At 67.7% G+C, this 14,657-nt stretch carries 14 protein-coding genes; 2 read left to right on the top strand and 12 right to left on the bottom strand.

The genetic code is table 11. The annotated features are described in order from the left end of the window. Positions 1-5: 5 nt before the first annotated feature. From ACSVC7_RS11605 to ACSVC7_RS11580, 6 genes are all read right to left on the bottom strand, one after another. The gene (locus ACSVC7_RS11605; RefSeq protein WP_448204613.1) at positions 6-2,159 is read right to left on the bottom strand and encodes a methyl-accepting chemotaxis protein; all 2,154 of its coding nucleotides are present in this window, start codon (positions 2,157-2,159) and stop codon (positions 6-8) included. A gap of 62 nt (positions 2,160-2,221) precedes the next feature. Then, complete coding sequence (gene dctP / locus ACSVC7_RS11600) at positions 2,222-3,217, bottom strand: TRAP transporter substrate-binding protein DctP (RefSeq protein ID WP_448204614.1); 996 nt, start codon at positions 3,215-3,217, stop codon at positions 2,222-2,224. 220 nt (positions 3,218-3,437) lie between these two features. Then, positions 3,438-4,229, bottom strand: a complete 792-nt coding sequence (locus ACSVC7_RS11595) for a hypothetical protein (RefSeq protein ID WP_448204615.1) — start codon at positions 4,227-4,229, stop codon at positions 3,438-3,440. Positions 4,230-4,485: 256 nt separating this feature from the next. After that, a complete protein-coding gene (locus ACSVC7_RS11590) occupies positions 4,486-4,842 on the bottom strand; it encodes a Lin0512 family protein (RefSeq protein WP_448204616.1) in 357 nt (118 codons plus the stop codon). A gap of 105 nt (positions 4,843-4,947) precedes the next feature. Beyond that, positions 4,948-6,741, bottom strand: a complete 1,794-nt coding sequence (locus ACSVC7_RS11585; RefSeq protein ID WP_448204617.1) for a M12 family metallopeptidase — start codon at positions 6,739-6,741, stop codon at positions 4,948-4,950. Positions 6,742-6,962: 221 nt separating this feature from the next. After that, positions 6,963-8,699 carry a M10 family metallopeptidase C-terminal domain-containing protein gene (locus ACSVC7_RS11580; RefSeq protein WP_448204618.1) on the bottom strand — a complete coding sequence of 579 codons (1,737 nt, stop codon included), beginning with the start codon at positions 8,697-8,699 and terminating at the stop codon, positions 6,963-6,965. A 417-nt stretch (positions 8,700-9,116) separates the two neighbouring features. On the opposite strand from ACSVC7_RS11580, the gene ACSVC7_RS11575 reads away from it, so the two are divergent. Next, positions 9,117-9,692, top strand: coding sequence for a septal ring lytic transglycosylase RlpA family protein (locus ACSVC7_RS11575; protein ID WP_448204619.1), 576 nt, complete (start codon positions 9,117-9,119; stop codon positions 9,690-9,692). 79 nt (positions 9,693-9,771) lie between these two features. After that, complete coding sequence (locus ACSVC7_RS11570; RefSeq protein ID WP_448204620.1) at positions 9,772-10,179, top strand: hypothetical protein; 408 nt, start codon at positions 9,772-9,774, stop codon at positions 10,177-10,179. A 23-nt stretch (positions 10,180-10,202) separates the two neighbouring features. Here ACSVC7_RS11570 and ACSVC7_RS11565 read toward each other — a convergent pair whose 3' ends face one another. The 6 genes from ACSVC7_RS11565 to ACSVC7_RS11540 form a co-directional block, all read right to left on the bottom strand. Next, positions 10,203-10,655 carry a PIN domain-containing protein gene (locus tag ACSVC7_RS11565; protein WP_448204621.1) on the bottom strand — a complete coding sequence of 151 codons (453 nt, stop codon included), beginning with the start codon at positions 10,653-10,655 and terminating at the stop codon, positions 10,203-10,205. After that, positions 10,655-10,903, bottom strand: coding sequence for a type II toxin-antitoxin system Phd/YefM family antitoxin (locus tag ACSVC7_RS11560; protein ID WP_448204622.1), 249 nt, complete (start codon positions 10,901-10,903; stop codon positions 10,655-10,657). Before ACSVC7_RS11560 ends, ACSVC7_RS11565 begins: the two co-directional genes overlap by 1 nt. 69 nt (positions 10,904-10,972) lie before the next feature. Further along, positions 10,973-11,716: an SDR family NAD(P)-dependent oxidoreductase gene (locus ACSVC7_RS11555; protein WP_448204623.1), complete on the bottom strand. Its 744-nt coding sequence runs from the start codon at positions 11,714-11,716 to the stop codon at positions 10,973-10,975. A gap of 8 nt (positions 11,717-11,724) precedes the next feature. After that, entirely contained in the window at positions 11,725-12,399 is a 675-nt protein-coding gene (locus ACSVC7_RS11550; RefSeq protein WP_448204624.1) for a LutC/YkgG family protein, read from the bottom strand. Next, on the bottom strand, positions 12,392-13,816 hold the full coding sequence (locus ACSVC7_RS11545; RefSeq protein WP_448204625.1) for a LutB/LldF family L-lactate oxidation iron-sulfur protein: 1,425 nt from the start codon (positions 13,814-13,816) through the stop codon (positions 12,392-12,394). Before ACSVC7_RS11545 ends, ACSVC7_RS11550 begins: the two co-directional genes overlap by 8 nt. Next, positions 13,809-14,564 (bottom strand): (Fe-S)-binding protein, encoded by a 756-nt coding sequence (locus ACSVC7_RS11540; RefSeq protein ID WP_448204626.1) that lies wholly within the window; start codon positions 14,562-14,564, stop codon positions 13,809-13,811. Before ACSVC7_RS11540 ends, ACSVC7_RS11545 begins: the two co-directional genes overlap by 8 nt. Positions 14,565-14,657: the final 93 nt, after the last annotated feature.

Below are 14,657 nucleotides of genomic sequence, written 5' to 3'. Positions count from 1 at the left end.
GACCGTCAGGCCGCCCGGATGTTGGCGATGAAGCGGACGACCTCGCTGCGGAGCTGGTCGGCCTGACCGAGCAGCCTCGTGGCCGTGTCCAGCGCCGTCTTGGCGATGCTGCCCGTCTCGGTGGCCGCCTGCGACACGTCGCCGATGGTCTGCGACACCGACTGGGTGCCCTCCGCCGCCTCCTGCGCGTGGCGGGCGATGTCCTGGGTCGCGGCGTGCTGCTGCTGCACCGCCGCCGCGATGGTGGAGGTGATCTCGCTCATCCGGCCGATGGTGCCGGCGATGCCCCGGATGGAGGCGACGGCGCGGTCCGTCACCGCCTGCATCTGGTTCACCTGCGACTGGATGTCCTCCGTCGCCTTGGCCGTCTGGTTGGCCAGCGCCTTGACCTCGTTCGCGACGACGGCGAAGCCTTTGCCGGCCTCGCCCGCGCGCGCCGCCTCGATGGTGGCGTTGAGCGCCAGCAGGTTGGTCTGGCTGGCGATGGAGTTGATCAGCTCCACCACCTGATCGATCCGGCTGGCCGCGTCGGTCAGGCCGGAGATGGCGTCGTTGGTGGCGTCGGCCTCCTCCACCGCCGTCCCGGCGATGTGCGACGACTCGGCGATGTTGCGGCTGATCTCCTCGATGGAGGCGGTCATCTCGTCGGCGGCGGAGGCGACGGAGGACACGCGGTCCGACGCGGAGGTGGAGGCCCCGGCGACGCTGACGGTCTGGCGCTGCGTCTGTTCGGCGTTGGCCGACAGGGTCTGCGCGTCCTGCCGCATGCGGCCGGCGGCGCTGAGCACCGATTCGATCACCGAATTGACGGTGGATTCCAGCTGGTTGGCGAGGTCGCGCTGCGCCTGCCGCTTGCTGTCCTCCGCCCGGCGGTTCGCGGCCTCCTGCTCCAGCTTCAGCCGTTCGACCTCCTGCGCGTTGGCGCGGAACACCTCCAGCGTGCGGGCCATGGCGCCGATCTCGTCGCCGCGGTTCAGCGCCGGGATCTGAAGCTGAAGTTTGCCGGCCGCCAGCTCCTCCATCGCGCCGCGCAGCCGGTCCAGCAGGCGGATGTTGCGGTTCACCAGGAACAGGCCGGAGACGATGCCCAGCGCCATGGCGATGGCAACCAGCGTGACGGTCAGGGTCAGGCCGGCGGAAATGCCGGCGTCCACCTGGGCGGCGGCGTTGGCGGCGTTCTGCTCGTTGGCGGCGGCCAGCGCGCCGGCCTGCCGGCCCAGCTTGTCGACCAGCGCGAACAGCGCCTGCTGCGCCTGTCCGGCGGCGGCGCGGGCGTCGATCTCGGCGGAGCGCAGGGCGAAGATGCCCTCGGGGCCGCGCCCGAAGGCGACGATGCTTTGGGCGGTCTTGCGCGGGGTCTCGTCCGACAGGATGTTGGACAGGAAGTCGGCGGAGAATTCGACCCGCTTGGCGGCGGCGGCGAACTGCTTCTCCTGCTCCGCCACCTGGGCGGCGGAGGTCGCGGCGTCGGCCTTGCCCAGCAGCGTCACGGCAAGGTTCACGTCGCTGATGATGTCCGACAAGGCCTGACGCACCGGCAGGTCCTTGGACACCAGCGTCAGGACCAGCATCGACAGCCCGTTGGCGTCGGTCGGCAGGTCCATGGTGACGCTCTGGATGCCCAGCGTCAGGTTGCGCACCATGGGCTGGAACTTGTTCAGGAAGGCGGTGTGGGCGGTGCCCAGCTCCTCCATGCGCTTGGACCGGCGGGCTGCGGTGTCCAGGCGGCGGCGCACCTCCGCGTCCAGCCTGGCGACCGCGCCGTCGGCGTCCTTCAGCGCGGCGGCCATGGTGGCGTCGGCCCCGCCGCCCAGCGCGTTCAGCTTCTCCAGCATGCCCTTCAGCGTCGCGCTGCGCCGGGCGAACAGGTCGACCGCCGCCGCGCGGGCCTTGTCGTCCGTCGCCGCCGCCAGGGAGCGGGCGACGTCGTCCAGCCCACCGCTCTCGTCGGCCAGCTTGAGGGCGCCGACGGCCAGCGGGAAGTCCCGCTGGTGGACCTGCGCGAAGAGTTCGGCGATCCGCAGCTGCGTCAGGCCGGCGCCGGCGCCGATGGCCGCCGCCGCGAGGAACATGGCGGTGAAGGCGCCGAACAGCTTGACCTTCAGGCTCAGCCCAGATGGCAGGCTCAGCCCCGATGGGGAGTGACGAACGGTGTCCATGGCGCGTGGTCCCCTAGAATGCGGCGGGCGGGATGCGTCGGAAGGCCCGTCGGCCGAGGCCGTCACGGTTTCTCATAGGTCACGACGGCCTTGCGCGCCGCCTCCAGCAGGCCCTTTCCGTCGAGGCCCTGTTCGGCCATGCCGGCGACCCAGTCGGCGTAGACCTCCTCCAGTTCCTCCCGGATGTCGCTCATCTGGGCGCCGTTGAAGCGGATCACCGCGTGCAGGCCGTCGGCGCCGAGCTTGCGCTTCGTCTCCTCCTCCACCTGATCGCGCTCCTCGGCGATGGCGATGGAGACCGCCTTGCCCAGATGCTTGTCGATGGCGGCCCGCACCGGCTCCGGCAGGGCGTCGAAGGTCGCGCGCTTCATCGCCAGCATGACCAGCGGGCCGGAGAAGTTGATATCCAGCAGGTTCTTCAGCTGGCTCATCAGCGGCTGCCCGTCGGAGCCGTTGGTGGTGGTGGACGAGTACCAGCCGTAGGAAATGCCGTCGATCAGCCCGTCCTTCATCCCGCTGCCCATGCCGTTGAGCGGCAGGGCGACCGGCACCATGCCCAGCTTCGCCATGGCGCGGCCGACGGTCTTGCTGGGGTTGCGCACGCGCAGGCCGCGCAGGTCGCGGGGGCCGTTCAGCGGGCGGGACGCCGTGAAGATGCCGTAGGCCGGCAGCGCCCACAGCCCGACCACCTTCAGCCCGGCGTAATCACGGTCGAGCTTCCCGGACTCGTACAGGTCCCAGGCCGCCCTGGTGCCGCCCACCGCGGTGCGGCGGATCAGCGGCAGCTCCATCACCGAACTGGCGGAAAAGCGCGCCGGGCTGTAGCCCTGGACGGTGTAGGCGATCTCGACGTCGCCGCTGTCCACCAGCTTCAGCAGTTCGGTGGGCTTGCCGAACTCGCCGGCGGTGCGGATGTCGATGGACACGGCGCCGTCCGTTTCGGCCTCGATCCGCCGGCAGGCGTCGACCAGCATCAGGTAGGTCGAGGTGGTCGGCGAAAAGACTGTGCCGAAGCGGAGCGTGGTCTGCGCCCCGGCGGACGGCGTGAATGAGAACAAAACGATGGCGGCGCATACCATAGCACTCAGGGCGCATACCGCAGTATTCGAAATCCGCCGCCAGGATCTCATCATGCCCTCCACTGGACGTTCTGTTCCGATGTATGGCACAGGATGAGGGCTATGCGCTACTGACAAGACTGTTACGCGTTTGTCGCTCGCCTCCTTCTGCGGCGATTCGCGTCTCGCTAAGTTTTGTTGTTGGGAGACTTTCCGTTCTTCAGAAGGCGCGCAGCGTGGTGAAGGACAGGGCGTGCCAGTTCGGGTCGGCCGCCGCCAGCAGGGCGCGGATGTGGCCAATGTGGACCTGCCCGTACAGGATCAGGATGTTGCGGCCGGGCTCCGCCAGGATGGCCTTGGCCACCTTGTCCTCGCGCAGCGTCGTCAGCGCCTCCGGCAGCATGTCGCGGGCGACGTTGCCGGAGGCGGTCGCCGCCAGCATGATTCGGACCACCGCCTGCACGCGCCGCTGCGCCCAGGCGGGCAGGGCGGCGAACTGCCGGCGGGCCTCCGCGAGGTCCACGGTCTCCCGCTCGGGCGCCCCGGCGGACAACTCCTCCGGCGGCAGGGCGGCCAGCAACTGCGAGAGGGTCACGTCGACGTTGCGGACCTCCGGCCCCGGCGGACCGAGCAGGGCGCGGTTGTCCTGCAGGACGAGTCCCTCCCCGATGACCCCGGCCATCATCTCGTAGGGGTGCTGCTTGCTCTCGGGGTTCCAGTCGGCGCCCAGCCGCCGCAGCACGTCGGCAACCCCGTTGGGGGAGGAACCGCTGTCCGGCCGCACCTCTTCATAGAAGACCAGCCAGCCCTCGCGGCGGCGTTCCGCCACATGGGCGGCGATCTCCTGGTAGAAGGCGGGCCGGGCGACGTGCACCATGCCCTGCATCTCCACCTGACGCTGCCCGTCGGTCACGACGATGCGCGACAGTTGCAGGGGCAGGTGGTCGGCGATCACCGGCAACGCGGCGACGAGACCGGCAACGGCGACGGCGAGGCCGCCGAGAGCCAGCATAAGAAATCGGAAAACGCGTTTCATGGCGCCGACGCTGGCACGAAACGCCTGCTCCGGGCAACCGGCGGATACCAGGACGATCGCATATTGAGAAGACCCTCATTTATGAGACACCCGTCATCCCCGCGAAGGCGGGGATCCAGAAAACTTCGCGTCTAAGCAGTTGATCGGTCTGGATCCCCGCCTTCGCGGGGATGACGAAAACCTTAAGAATGGGACAGCAACTCGAAATGCGATTGTCCTGAGGGCGGATCCCTCAGATCCCCACCTCCACGGCGGCGTTCACGATGTAGATCATCTCGTTCCTGTCGGCCTTGTCGGCCAGGAAGATGCCGCTGGGGGCGAGCATGCCGCCGGGCATGACCTCGATGGTGACCTGCCCGTAGGGGAAGACGGCGCGGACGGCCTCCTGGTCCAGCCGGTCGGCATCGGCCGGCACGGCGAGCCGGACATGCACCCGCATCTTGCTGGTGTCCCCGTTCACCAGCGTGCGCATTCCGGGCATGGAGTTGCGCTCGATGGCGTTGCGCACGGCGCGGATCGCCGCCTTGGTGACGTCCTGCCCGTGCAGGTCGGCACCCATCCCCAACTCGACGAACATGACCTGTTTCATAGCTTGCCCATCCAAAAACCGAAGCTCTGTCCCCTTCATGTAGGAAGCGGGGCGCCCGCGCATCCGGGACGCCACGCTTTTTCCGAAGTGCGGAAAGGCCGGCGGTCAGCCGAGCCGGAAGGCGAGATAGGTGTTGGTCCCGACCTGGCCGGGGGAGATCGCCAGGGCGCCGACGGACTTTCCGGTGAAGGTCACGCTCATGTCGATCGACCCGTTGCCGTCCAGGTCGATGTGGGCGGTGGCGCCTTCCCATCCCTTGGCGCCGGCCATCTCGGCCCAGGTGAGCTTGGATGTGCCCTCCCGCCAGCCCCAGGCGATCGTCCATTCGTTCCGTTCCAGGTCGGTGATCGTGGACCAGGTGATCTCCATGCCGCGCCCGTCGACGTAGAAGGTGTCGTTGCCGGACCCGCCGGTCAGGAAGTTGGACCCGGTGCCGCCGTCCAGCACGTCGTCGCCGTCCTGCCCGTCGGCGGCGTCGTCGCCGCCGAGCAGGTTCATGAAGTCGGCCCGGAAGCTGCCCTTGACCGCTTCGCCGTTCCTGCTCCCGAGAAACTGGTTCTGCAGCCAGGACACCGGGCCGGAGTAGGCGTCCATCCGCACCTCGTAGCTGCGCGTGCCGTCATGGACGAGCGCCCGCCGGCTGGCGTCCGTGGTGCTCAGGGCCGTCGTTGCCGCGGAGCGGGAGACGGTCCGGTCCAGGAAGACCAGCGTTTCGATGTTCTGCAGGCGGTCGACGCCATCCGGGCCGATGACGAGCAGGCTGGACGAGCCCTCCTCCTGGACCGACGCGCGCGTGGAATCGTAATTGAAGATGGCCCGGTCGTCGCCGGCGCCGCCGTCCAGCGTGTCGTCCCCGGCGTCGCCGACCAGATCGTCGTCGCCGTTCCCGCCCAGAAGCGTGTCGTTCCCGCCGCCGCCCATCAGCGTGTCGCCGCCGTCGCCGCCGTCGAGGCGGTTGGCCAGGGGCGATCCGGCCAGGACATCCGCGCCGCTACCGCCGGACGCGTTCTCGATCTGCGTTCCGTAGCCGATGAAGAACTGGTTCGTGGACAGGACGGAAGACTGCGGGGCGCCGATCCACCCCCAGCCGCCCTCGCGCAGGTCGATGTTGACCGGGGTGCTGCCCGTGGCCAGGATGGTGTCGGTTCCGCCGCCGTCCCAGATGTACTGGCTGGCCCCGCCCGGCGTCAGGAGGTAGACGTCGTCGCTGGATCGCGCATTCGGGTTCGGCCCGTAGAGATACTGGATCGCCGCGAGATCGTAGGTGCCGAGCGCTCCGGGCCATGTTCCGTGGTAGGACATGACCGTGTTGGTGCGGTTGTCCTCGGACGTGGGCAGGTAGGGCGGCGTGCCGGACCCGGAGATCACGTCGTAGTTTCCGGGATGCTTCAGGCCGAGCGCGTGGCCGATCTCATGCACGAACACCGAAAGGCTGGTGTAGTCCGGATCGATGTAGATGGTGGAGCCGCTGGTGAGCGGATAATTGGACTTGCCCGCCGTGCCGCTGGGATAGAGCTGGCACATCAGAAACTGCAGATTGGCGTTGTCGGGATTCGCCGATTCGACGAAGGAGATGTTGCTGACCGAACTCCACGCGGTCATCGCCTGCCGGGCGAGGTCCTTCTCCGCGTTGTTGAGCGGGCGGAAGCCGGGCGCGTAGCGGCTGCCCGGATTCTGGACCCAGCCGTAGGTCAGCGTGTAGCGGGTACCGTTCGACGGCGCCGCACCCCACCGGCTTCCGCTGTCGAGCGCGCGGATGAACAGCGGAAGCGCGGCGTCCGCCGCGAAGGTGGATGAGCCGTCAGCGGTCGACCAGTCCGACGCGCTTGACCCCGTGGAAAGCGCGTCGGATTGAAGCTCGTCAAAGCATGCCCAATCAAAACCCGATTGCTCGGCCATAACGCAGGATCCCGCCGATCGTCCATTGTTCCGAAAGTTCTTAGGTTTCTAAGATTTCCCGGTGGTTTATCGGGCGTCATCATCGTTGATGAAGGCGGATTCCTTCAAGGGGCAAGGATGCGATGGTGTGTCGCGGTCGTCCCCTGGCCATTTGTTTGCTTCCGTATGTTTTCCCTCTGTTGTAACCTTTGTTGGATGCTGTCCCGGATGTGGGGCGGAAGTCAGCCGAGCCGGAAGGCGAGGTAAGGATCGCTCCCGACCTGGCCCGGCGAGGTCGCCAGCGCGCCGACCGGCTTCCCGGTGAAGGTTATGCTCATGTCGGTGGATCCATTGCCGTCCAGGTCGATTCGCGCGGTGGCGCCCTCCGATCCCTTGGCGCCCGCCATCTCGTCCCAGGTGAGCTTGGACGTTCCTTCGTTCCAGCCCCAGGCGATCGCCCATTCGTTGGGCTGAAGGTCGGTGATGGTGGACCATGTGACCGCGCCGCCGCGGCCATCCACGTCGAAGATGTCGGTGCCGTCCCCTCCGGTCAGGAAGTTGGAGCCGGTGCCGCCGTCCAGCACGTCGTTGCCGCCCTGGCCGTCGGCGGCGTCGTTGCCACCCAGCAGGTTCATGAAGTCGGCGAGACCGGTGCCCACCACCGCCTCGGACCCCGCGGTCCCCAGGAACTGGTTCTCCAGCCCGGCGACCGGCCCGGCGTAGGGCGTCATCCGCGCGTCGAAGCTCGTCGTGCCGGCGGAGACGTGGGCCGTACGGTCGGCGGCGGCCGGCCGCAGCTCCGCCAGTGCCGCTGCTCGCGACAGGGTGCGGTCGGAGAAGACCAGCGTGTCGATACTGCGCAGGCGGTCCGTGCCCCCGGCACCGGTGACCAGCAGGTCGGTCCCGCCGGGCAGCGTGTCGGCGCTGACGACGGCGTAGGAGGATGGGAAGGCGAACACGGCCCGATTGGTCCCGGCGCCGCCGTCCAGAAAATCGTCGCCCCGGTCGCCGGCCAGATCGTCGTTCCCGTCGCCCCCGATCAGGGTGTCGTTCCCGGTCCCGCCCTGCAGCGTGTCGTTCCCGGCGCCGCCTTCCAGGCGGTCGGCGCCCGTGGAGCCGATCAGATGGTCGGCGCCGCTTCCCCCGATGGCGTTCTCGATCCGCGTGCCGTAGCCGATGAAGAACTGGTTGTCGGCCAGGATCGAGTTCTGCCGGGCGCCGAACCATCCCCAGCCGCCGTCGCGCAGGTCGATGGTGACCGGAGTGCCGGCCCCGGCGGCCGAGATGGTGTCGTTCCCGCCGCCGTCCCAGATGTAGCGTCCCTTCGCCCCCGCCGCGAGCAGGTAGAGGTCGTCCCCGGAGCGTACGGTGCTGTTCGGTCCGTAGAGATACTGGATGGCCGCGATGTCGTAGGTGCCGAGCGTCCCCGGCCATGTGCCCCGGTAGGACATGACCGTGTTGGTGCGGTTGTCCTCGGCGGTCGGCAGGAAAGGCGGCGTGCCGCTTCCGGACTGGCCGTTGTAGTTGCCCGGATGCTTCAGGCCCAGCGCGTGCCCGACCTCGTGCGTGAAGGTCGTGGGGCCGGCGGACTCCGGGTCGAGATAGAGGCTGGAGCCGCCGGGATAGGGGTAGTTCGACATGCCCGACGCGCCGAACGCGTCCAGCTGGCTGGACAGGAATTGCAGGTTCGCGCTGCCGGGATCCGCCGCTTCGGTGAAGGTGACGTTGGAGACGGCGCTCCACAGGCCCATCGCCTTCAGGGCCAAGGCCTTCTGGGCGTCGCTGAAGGGCCGGAAGCCGGGGGCGTACTGCGTGCCGGCGTCCTGAATCCAGCCGTAGGTCAGGGTGTAGTGCGTTCCTCCGCTGGGAAAGTCGCCCCATCGGTAACCGCTGTAGAGCGCAGCGATGAAGAGAGGCGGAGCCACCGTATCCGCCACCGTGTCCAGACCGCTTTGTTCGACACCCGCAATGTCGGTCATGGTGCGGCACCTCCCCCTGTTTGCGCCGATGTTTTTAAAAAGCCTATCGAATTGGGCCTTTCCACGGTCCTGCTCCGGGATCCATTGTCTCTGCTCCCTATAAGATTGCTCGACGCCGAAGTGTTCCTTCGGTGCGTCCAATGCGTGAGCGATGCCTCCGGCGACAGCGCCGTCATCGGCCCGGCGCCGCGCGGCGACACGGCTTGGTCTGGCAGCGACCACGGCGGTAAACGAGCTTTATAGAAAAACCGTCATTTTCTTCAGTAAACGGCTCGTGAATCTCGGAAATGGTAAAGTAAGACAAGGCATGCTCTATTAAGTCGCATTCCTGTCACAGGTGAAAACGCAATTCACTGGTTGACACACTGTGAAAAATCCGCAAACGTTGCCGCAGAACAACAACGGAGGAGAAAAAGAGTGCGCTGTGGATGCGTTGCGCTCGCATTTTGTGCCGTTACTGTTGGTGCGTGTTCTTCGAATGCAGAGATCGCGTCGGTTCGTTCTTTAGAGCCGACATTTCCAGAACTAACTGTTTCGAAAGTCGAACCGGTTTTTGTCCACGAAGGAAAGGCTTCCTTCTACTCCGACTCTTTCAGTGGCCGGCGCACGGCGTCGGGAGAACGCTTCAGCCAGAACAAGCTGACCGGGGCATCCCGCAAATTCCCGTTGGGGAGCCGGGTCGTCGTCACCAACGCGGACAACGGCAAGAGCGTCGAAATCGTCATCAACGACCGCGGTCCCTACATCAAGGGGCGCGTGATCGACCTGTCCCGGAAGGCGGCGCAGGAACTCGGCATGATCGAGGACGGCGTGGTCGACGTCCGCATCGAAGCCAAGCCCTCGACCCAGCCGAACCGCCACCTGCGCACCCGGCTGACCGAGATGGTTGCCGAACTCTCCCCGCCGGCCGACACCCCGTCGCCCATCCTGCCCATCGCCTTCGACGCCATGGGCGCGGGCGCTCAGGACCGCCGGGTCGCGGCTGCCGAATAGGGCCGCCGAAAAAAGGCCCACCGAATGGGCTCACCGAACAGGGGCAAGCCCCGCATTTCGGACGAACAGGAAACAAACCATGCTGAAACTCGTGATTCACGACGCGGACCATGCTGCCGGCCTGTATCTGGCGCGGGTCGGTGCCGTGCGCCAACTCATCGCCGAGCTGAAGGCCCTCAAGGACACGCCGTCGGCGTCGCTCTTCATGGAGGCGCTGGCCGAGCGCTGCCTCGAACGCGGCTGGAGCTTCACCCCCGCCGACCCGCTGGTGCGCGGCTGCGCCTCGCGGCTCCACATCGTGGAGGTCCACCTGGATCCGACCCGCCCCGGCACGCCCTTCGTGGCGTTGTACGAGCCCGGCGACGACGGCCACCCGCGCCGCCGCCTGCACGACACGCTGGAAGGCCTCGCCGGCCGCCTCCGCCTGCCGCAAGGCTTCGCAACCCCGGTTCGGCCGGCGGTGGAGGCTGGTACTCTTACGGCCTGAACGCTGTTGTGCGTTGAGATGCCTTAAAGCCCCAGGGACTCGTCGATGGCGCCGGTGTTGGCTGGATTGAAGGGGTTGAGAAACCGCACGCCCTCCAGGTCCCGTCCATCCTGGAAATCCTCGCTCAGCAGAAGGCGAGCGCCCGCGCGCCGGGCCACGGACCACATCATGGCATCCCAGAAGGCGATGCCATGCGTCCGCTGGACGCGGATCGCGTCGACGGCATCGGCGAACATGGCCTCCTTGACCGGGAACACATCGGCCCAGATGTCGACGTAGACGGCGGCCCGTTCGGGCTGAACGCGCTCTTTGCGGATGGCGACGGCGTAGAACTCCGTCAATGCCTGAAGCGGGAGCTTTCCCCGACCGGCCGCGCTGATGCGGTCGAGAAGCTCAACGGCTCTCGCGTGCTTCCGCTGGTCGCCGGCGTTGTCGGCCGCGTACAGCAGAATGTTGGTGTCGATGCCCGCCAGCATCACCGGGCGTGCAGCCCGTCGCGGTCCACGCCGCCGGAAAAGCCCAGGGGCAAACCTTCCTGCAAAAGCGCCAGCATGCGCTGGCGCGCCTTTTCCCGGCTGTCCGGGGCGGGAGCTTCGGCGGGGGAAAGAACGGCGACCGGCTTGCCATCCTTGGTGATGGTGACGCGTTCACCCCCTTCGACATCGCGCAGAACCTTCGAAAAATTGCGGTCCGCTTCTGTCGCGCTGATGCTTCCGTCGGGCATGCGAGTCCCCGTGGCCGGTGGTGAGGTCCGTCTGGATGTACGGTGCCCATCGGTTCCGGGCAAGCGCGCTCAGTAGGGCAGGCGCTGGCCGTTCCAGGCGAACAGGCCTCCGCTGTCGGCCGGCGTCAGGCCGTTGAGTACGGACAGCAGGTGCGCGGCGGCGGCCTCGGGCGCGAACAGTTTGCCCTCCGCCACGCCGGCCTGGAAGGGCTTCGACAGGCCGGTGTCCACGGTGCCCGGATGCAGGGCGACGCACAGCGCGTCCGGCCGCGAGCGGGCCAGTTCGATGGAGGCGGTGCGGATGATCTGGTTCAGCGCCGCCTTGGCCGCGCGATAGCCGTACCAGCCGCCCAGCCGGTTGTCCCCGATGCTGCCGACCTTGGCGGAGATCGCCGCGAAGACCGCCCGGCCCCGGCGGGGCAGCAGCGGCAGGAAATGCTTGGCGACCAGCGCCGGGCCGATGGTGTTCACCTGAAACAGCGTGGCCAGGGCCTGCGGGTCGAGCGACCGCCAGCTCTTCTCGGGCTGGACGCCGTCTCCGTGCAGCAGGCCGGTGGCGACGAACACCAGATCGACCGCACCGGCCGCCTCCGCCGCCCCGGCGATGGAACCCTCGTCGGTCAGGTCGATGGGACCCGGCCGCAGCCTCGGCGCGGGGGCGGGCGGACGGCGGGCGAAGGCCAGGACCTCCGCCACGCCGGGGTCGTCGAGCAGCAGCCCGGTCACGGCGGAGCCGATGCCCCCGCCGGCCCCGATCACGACCGCACGGATCGGGTGGTCGAATCCCCTCACCCCGCCGAAGCCATCGCCCATCGGCCCTCCTACCGGATGATCACCACCACCAGCCGCTTCGGTCCGTGCACGCCATAGGCCAGCGTCTGTTCGATGTCCGCCGTCTTCGACGGGCCGGAGATCAGCAGCGCGTTGGTCGGCATGCCGTCGGCCCAGCGGTTCTCGGTCATCGCCTGCCAGAAGGTGTCGTAGAGCCGGTCCGCCCGCAGCAACGCCAAGTGCATGTGCGGCACCAGCGACATCAGCCGCGGCTCATCGACGTTCGGCCAGACGATCAGGCTGCCGGTGTCGGCGATGGCGCCCAGCGTCGTCGTGATGCCGGCGTCGATGCCGTCGAACAGGCGCTCCTTGAAGGTCTCGACGTCGCGGTCATAGGGGACCAGTTCCGGCCCGCCCTCCGCCCACTCGGCGGAGAGCCGCGCGCCGGCCTCGGTCGCCGGGCCGAAGAGGAGGGTGCGCGTGCCCTGCGCCTTCAGGAACGCCTGAACGGCGGTGGGCCAGTCCTGCTCGGTCGTTTCCAGGAATTCCGTGTGGACGGCCTCCATCATGCGCTTGATGCGCTCCAGCCGTTCGGCGGGGTCCCAGCGCTTCTCGCGCAGGACGGTGAAGTCGGACGCGGGCGGGGTGACGGGGTGCGCGTCGCGGCCGGCGCGCAGCTTGCCCAGAATGGCGCCTCTGGAATCGTTGGGGCGGGCGTCAGACATCGGGGATCCCCTTCTCGCGGGCGAGGTCGTGGAGCGTGCGGGAGGCGAAGCGCGGCTTGTTGCGCACGCTCGTCCATTCCTTCAGCAGCGGCAGCGCGTTGGGCGCGACGTTGCCCAGCGTCTTCGCGACCCCCGTCGCCATGCGGTAGGCGAGCGGCGAGGCGAAGGTCGCCGACCAGCCCTTCCACACCATGGCCTCCGCCTTGCTGGCCTTGGCCCCGGCGTCCTTCACGGCGGTGCCCGGATGGACGGCTTCCGAACGCAGTCGGCCCAGGATTTCCACGATGGGGATGCGCACCGGGCAGATCTCGACGCAGGCGTTGCACATGGTGCAGGCGTGCGGCAGCTCCCCGCGGCGGTCAAGCCCTTCGATCTGCGGGACGACGATCTGGCCGATGGGGCCGGGGTAGGGCGCCTGATAGGCGTGGCCGCCGACGCGCGTGTAGACCGGGCAGTGGTTCATGCAGGCGCCGCAGCGGATGCAGCGCAACGTGTTGCGCAGCTCGTCATCGGCGTAGATGGCGGACCGGCCGTTGTCGAGGATCACCAGATGGATCTCGCGCGGGCCGTCCTTCTCCCCGTCCTTGCGGGGCGTGGTGATCATGTTGACGTAGGTCGTGATCGGTTGCGCGGTGGCCGAGCGGGTCAGCAGGCTGATGACCGGCGGCACGTCCTCCAGCTTCTCCACCACCTTTTCCAGGCCCATGACGGCGATGTGCACCGGCGGGACGGTGGTGCTCATGCGGCCGTTGCCTTCGTTCTCAACGAGGCAGATGGTCCCGGTCTCCGCCACCGCCATGTTGACGCCGGAGATGCCGACGTCGGCGGTCGCGAACTTCTTGCGCAGCACCCGGCGGGCGAGGTCGGTCAGCTGCGCTACATCCTCCGTATACTCCGCCTCCTTGATCTTCTGCTTGAAGAGGTGGGCGATCTGCTTGGTGTTCATGTGGATCGCGGGCATGATGATGTGCGAGGGCATCGCCTCATCAAGCTGCACGATGTATTCGCCGAGGTCGCTTTCCAGGCTTTCGATGCCGTGCTTTTCCAGGAAGGCGTTGAGGTGCATCTCCTCCGACACCATCGACTTGCCCTTGACCACCAGCTTCGCGTTCACGCGCTGCATGATGGAGAGCACGATGGCGTTGGCCTCGTCGGTGGTGGAGGCCCAATGCACCCGGATGCCGTTCTTCGTGCAGTTGGCTTCCAGCTTTTCCAGCAGTTCCGGCAGCTTCGACAGGGCGCGCAGCCGCACCGAGGCGCCCAGCGCGCGCATGGCGTGCCATTCGTGGCTGTCGGCGAACTGCACCGCGCGCTTGGACATCAGCCCGTCCATGGCGCGGCGGAAATTGGCGCGAAGCTGAGGGTCCTTCAGGGCGGCGCTGGACGCCTTGGAAAAGTTGATTTCCATGTCACCCATTGGTCCGCTCCTTCAGGAACTGGGCGATGTGGACGCCGCGGACAGGCTTCTTGCCGGCCTCCAGCGCGCCGGTGATGTTCATCAGGCAGCCGCAGTCGCCGGACACCACGGCCTTGGCCCCGGTGTTCTCGATGTCCGCGACCTTGTCGCCGACCATGGCGGCGGAGATCTCCGGGTGCCGCACGGCGAAGGTGCCGCCGAAGCCGCAGCATTCGCGTTCCCGCTGCAACTCCACCAGCTCCACGTTGGCGAGCTGGCGGAGCAGCGCCTTCGGCTCCTCCACCACGCCCATCTCGCGCTGCGCGTGGCAGGAGGCGTGCCACGTGACGCGCACCGGCTCGCCCTTGTCCTCCAATTTGACGTTCAGCACCTGCACGAGGAACTGCGTCAGCTCCCACACGCGGCTTGCGACCTGCTTCGCCTGGGCCTCGTCGGGCTGGCCCTTGAACAGGTCCGGCCAGTGCTTCTTCATCATGCCGGCGCAGGAGCCCGACGGCACGACGATGGGCTGGTCGCCGGGGAACAGGCCGATCTGCGCCCGCGCAACCTTCAGCGCCTCCTCCCGATAACCGGAGTTGTAGGCGGGCTGGCCACAGCAGCTCTGCCCCTGCGGGAAGACGACGCGGACGCCTTGCGCCTTCAGCAGGTCGATGCCAGCCATGCCGGCCTCGGGGTAGAACATGTCGACCAGACAGGTGCCGAAGTAATAGACGCTGTCCGGGCGGCCTATGGAGCCGTTGGTGCTCATCTTCCCTCCCAATCCCCAAAAGCGAACTTAGTTCGCTTTTGCTTTTAAATGGCCTCACTTGCCGGCCGGGCTGCGGACGCATGGGCGTCCGGG

The sequence above is a fragment of the Azospirillum mesophilum genome (assembly GCF_053470405.2).
This window is presented reverse-complemented; position numbering and strand designations above follow the sequence as displayed.

Coding starts and splice junctions, on each gene's coding strand:
- ACSVC7_RS11595 (WP_448204615.1), bottom strand. CDS start 4,229: ATGCTGGCTCTCGGCGGCCTCGCCGTCGCCGTTGCCGGTCTCGTCGCC.
- ACSVC7_RS11570 (WP_448204620.1), top strand. CDS start 9,772: ATGCTGAAACTCGTGATTCACGACGCGGACCATGCTGCCGGCCTGTAT.
- ACSVC7_RS11565 (WP_448204621.1), bottom strand. CDS start 10,655: ATGCTGGCGGGCATCGACACCAACATTCTGCTGTACGCGGCCGACAAC.
- ACSVC7_RS11605 (WP_448204613.1), bottom strand. CDS start 2,159: ATGGACACCGTTCGTCACTCCCCATCGGGGCTGAGCCTGCCATCTGGG.
- ACSVC7_RS11555 (WP_448204623.1), bottom strand. CDS start 11,716: ATGGGCGATGGCTTCGGCGGGGTGAGGGGATTCGACCACCCGATCCGT.
- ACSVC7_RS11560 (WP_448204622.1), bottom strand. CDS start 10,903: ATGCCCGACGGAAGCATCAGCGCGACAGAAGCGGACCGCAATTTTTCG.
- ACSVC7_RS11545 (WP_448204625.1), bottom strand. CDS start 13,816: ATGGGTGACATGGAAATCAACTTTTCCAAGGCGTCCAGCGCCGCCCTG.
- ACSVC7_RS11550 (WP_448204624.1), bottom strand. CDS start 12,399: ATGTCTGACGCCCGCCCCAACGATTCCAGAGGCGCCATTCTGGGCAAG.
- ACSVC7_RS11580 (WP_448204618.1), bottom strand. CDS start 8,699: ATGACCGACATTGCGGGTGTCGAACAAAGCGGTCTGGACACGGTGGCG.
- ACSVC7_RS11590 (WP_448204616.1), bottom strand. CDS start 4,842: ATGAAACAGGTCATGTTCGTCGAGTTGGGGATGGGTGCCGACCTGCAC.
- ACSVC7_RS11540 (WP_448204626.1), bottom strand. CDS start 14,564: ATGAGCACCAACGGCTCCATAGGCCGCCCGGACAGCGTCTATTACTTC.
- ACSVC7_RS11585 (WP_448204617.1), bottom strand. CDS start 6,741: ATGGCCGAGCAATCGGGTTTTGATTGGGCATGCTTTGACGAGCTTCAA.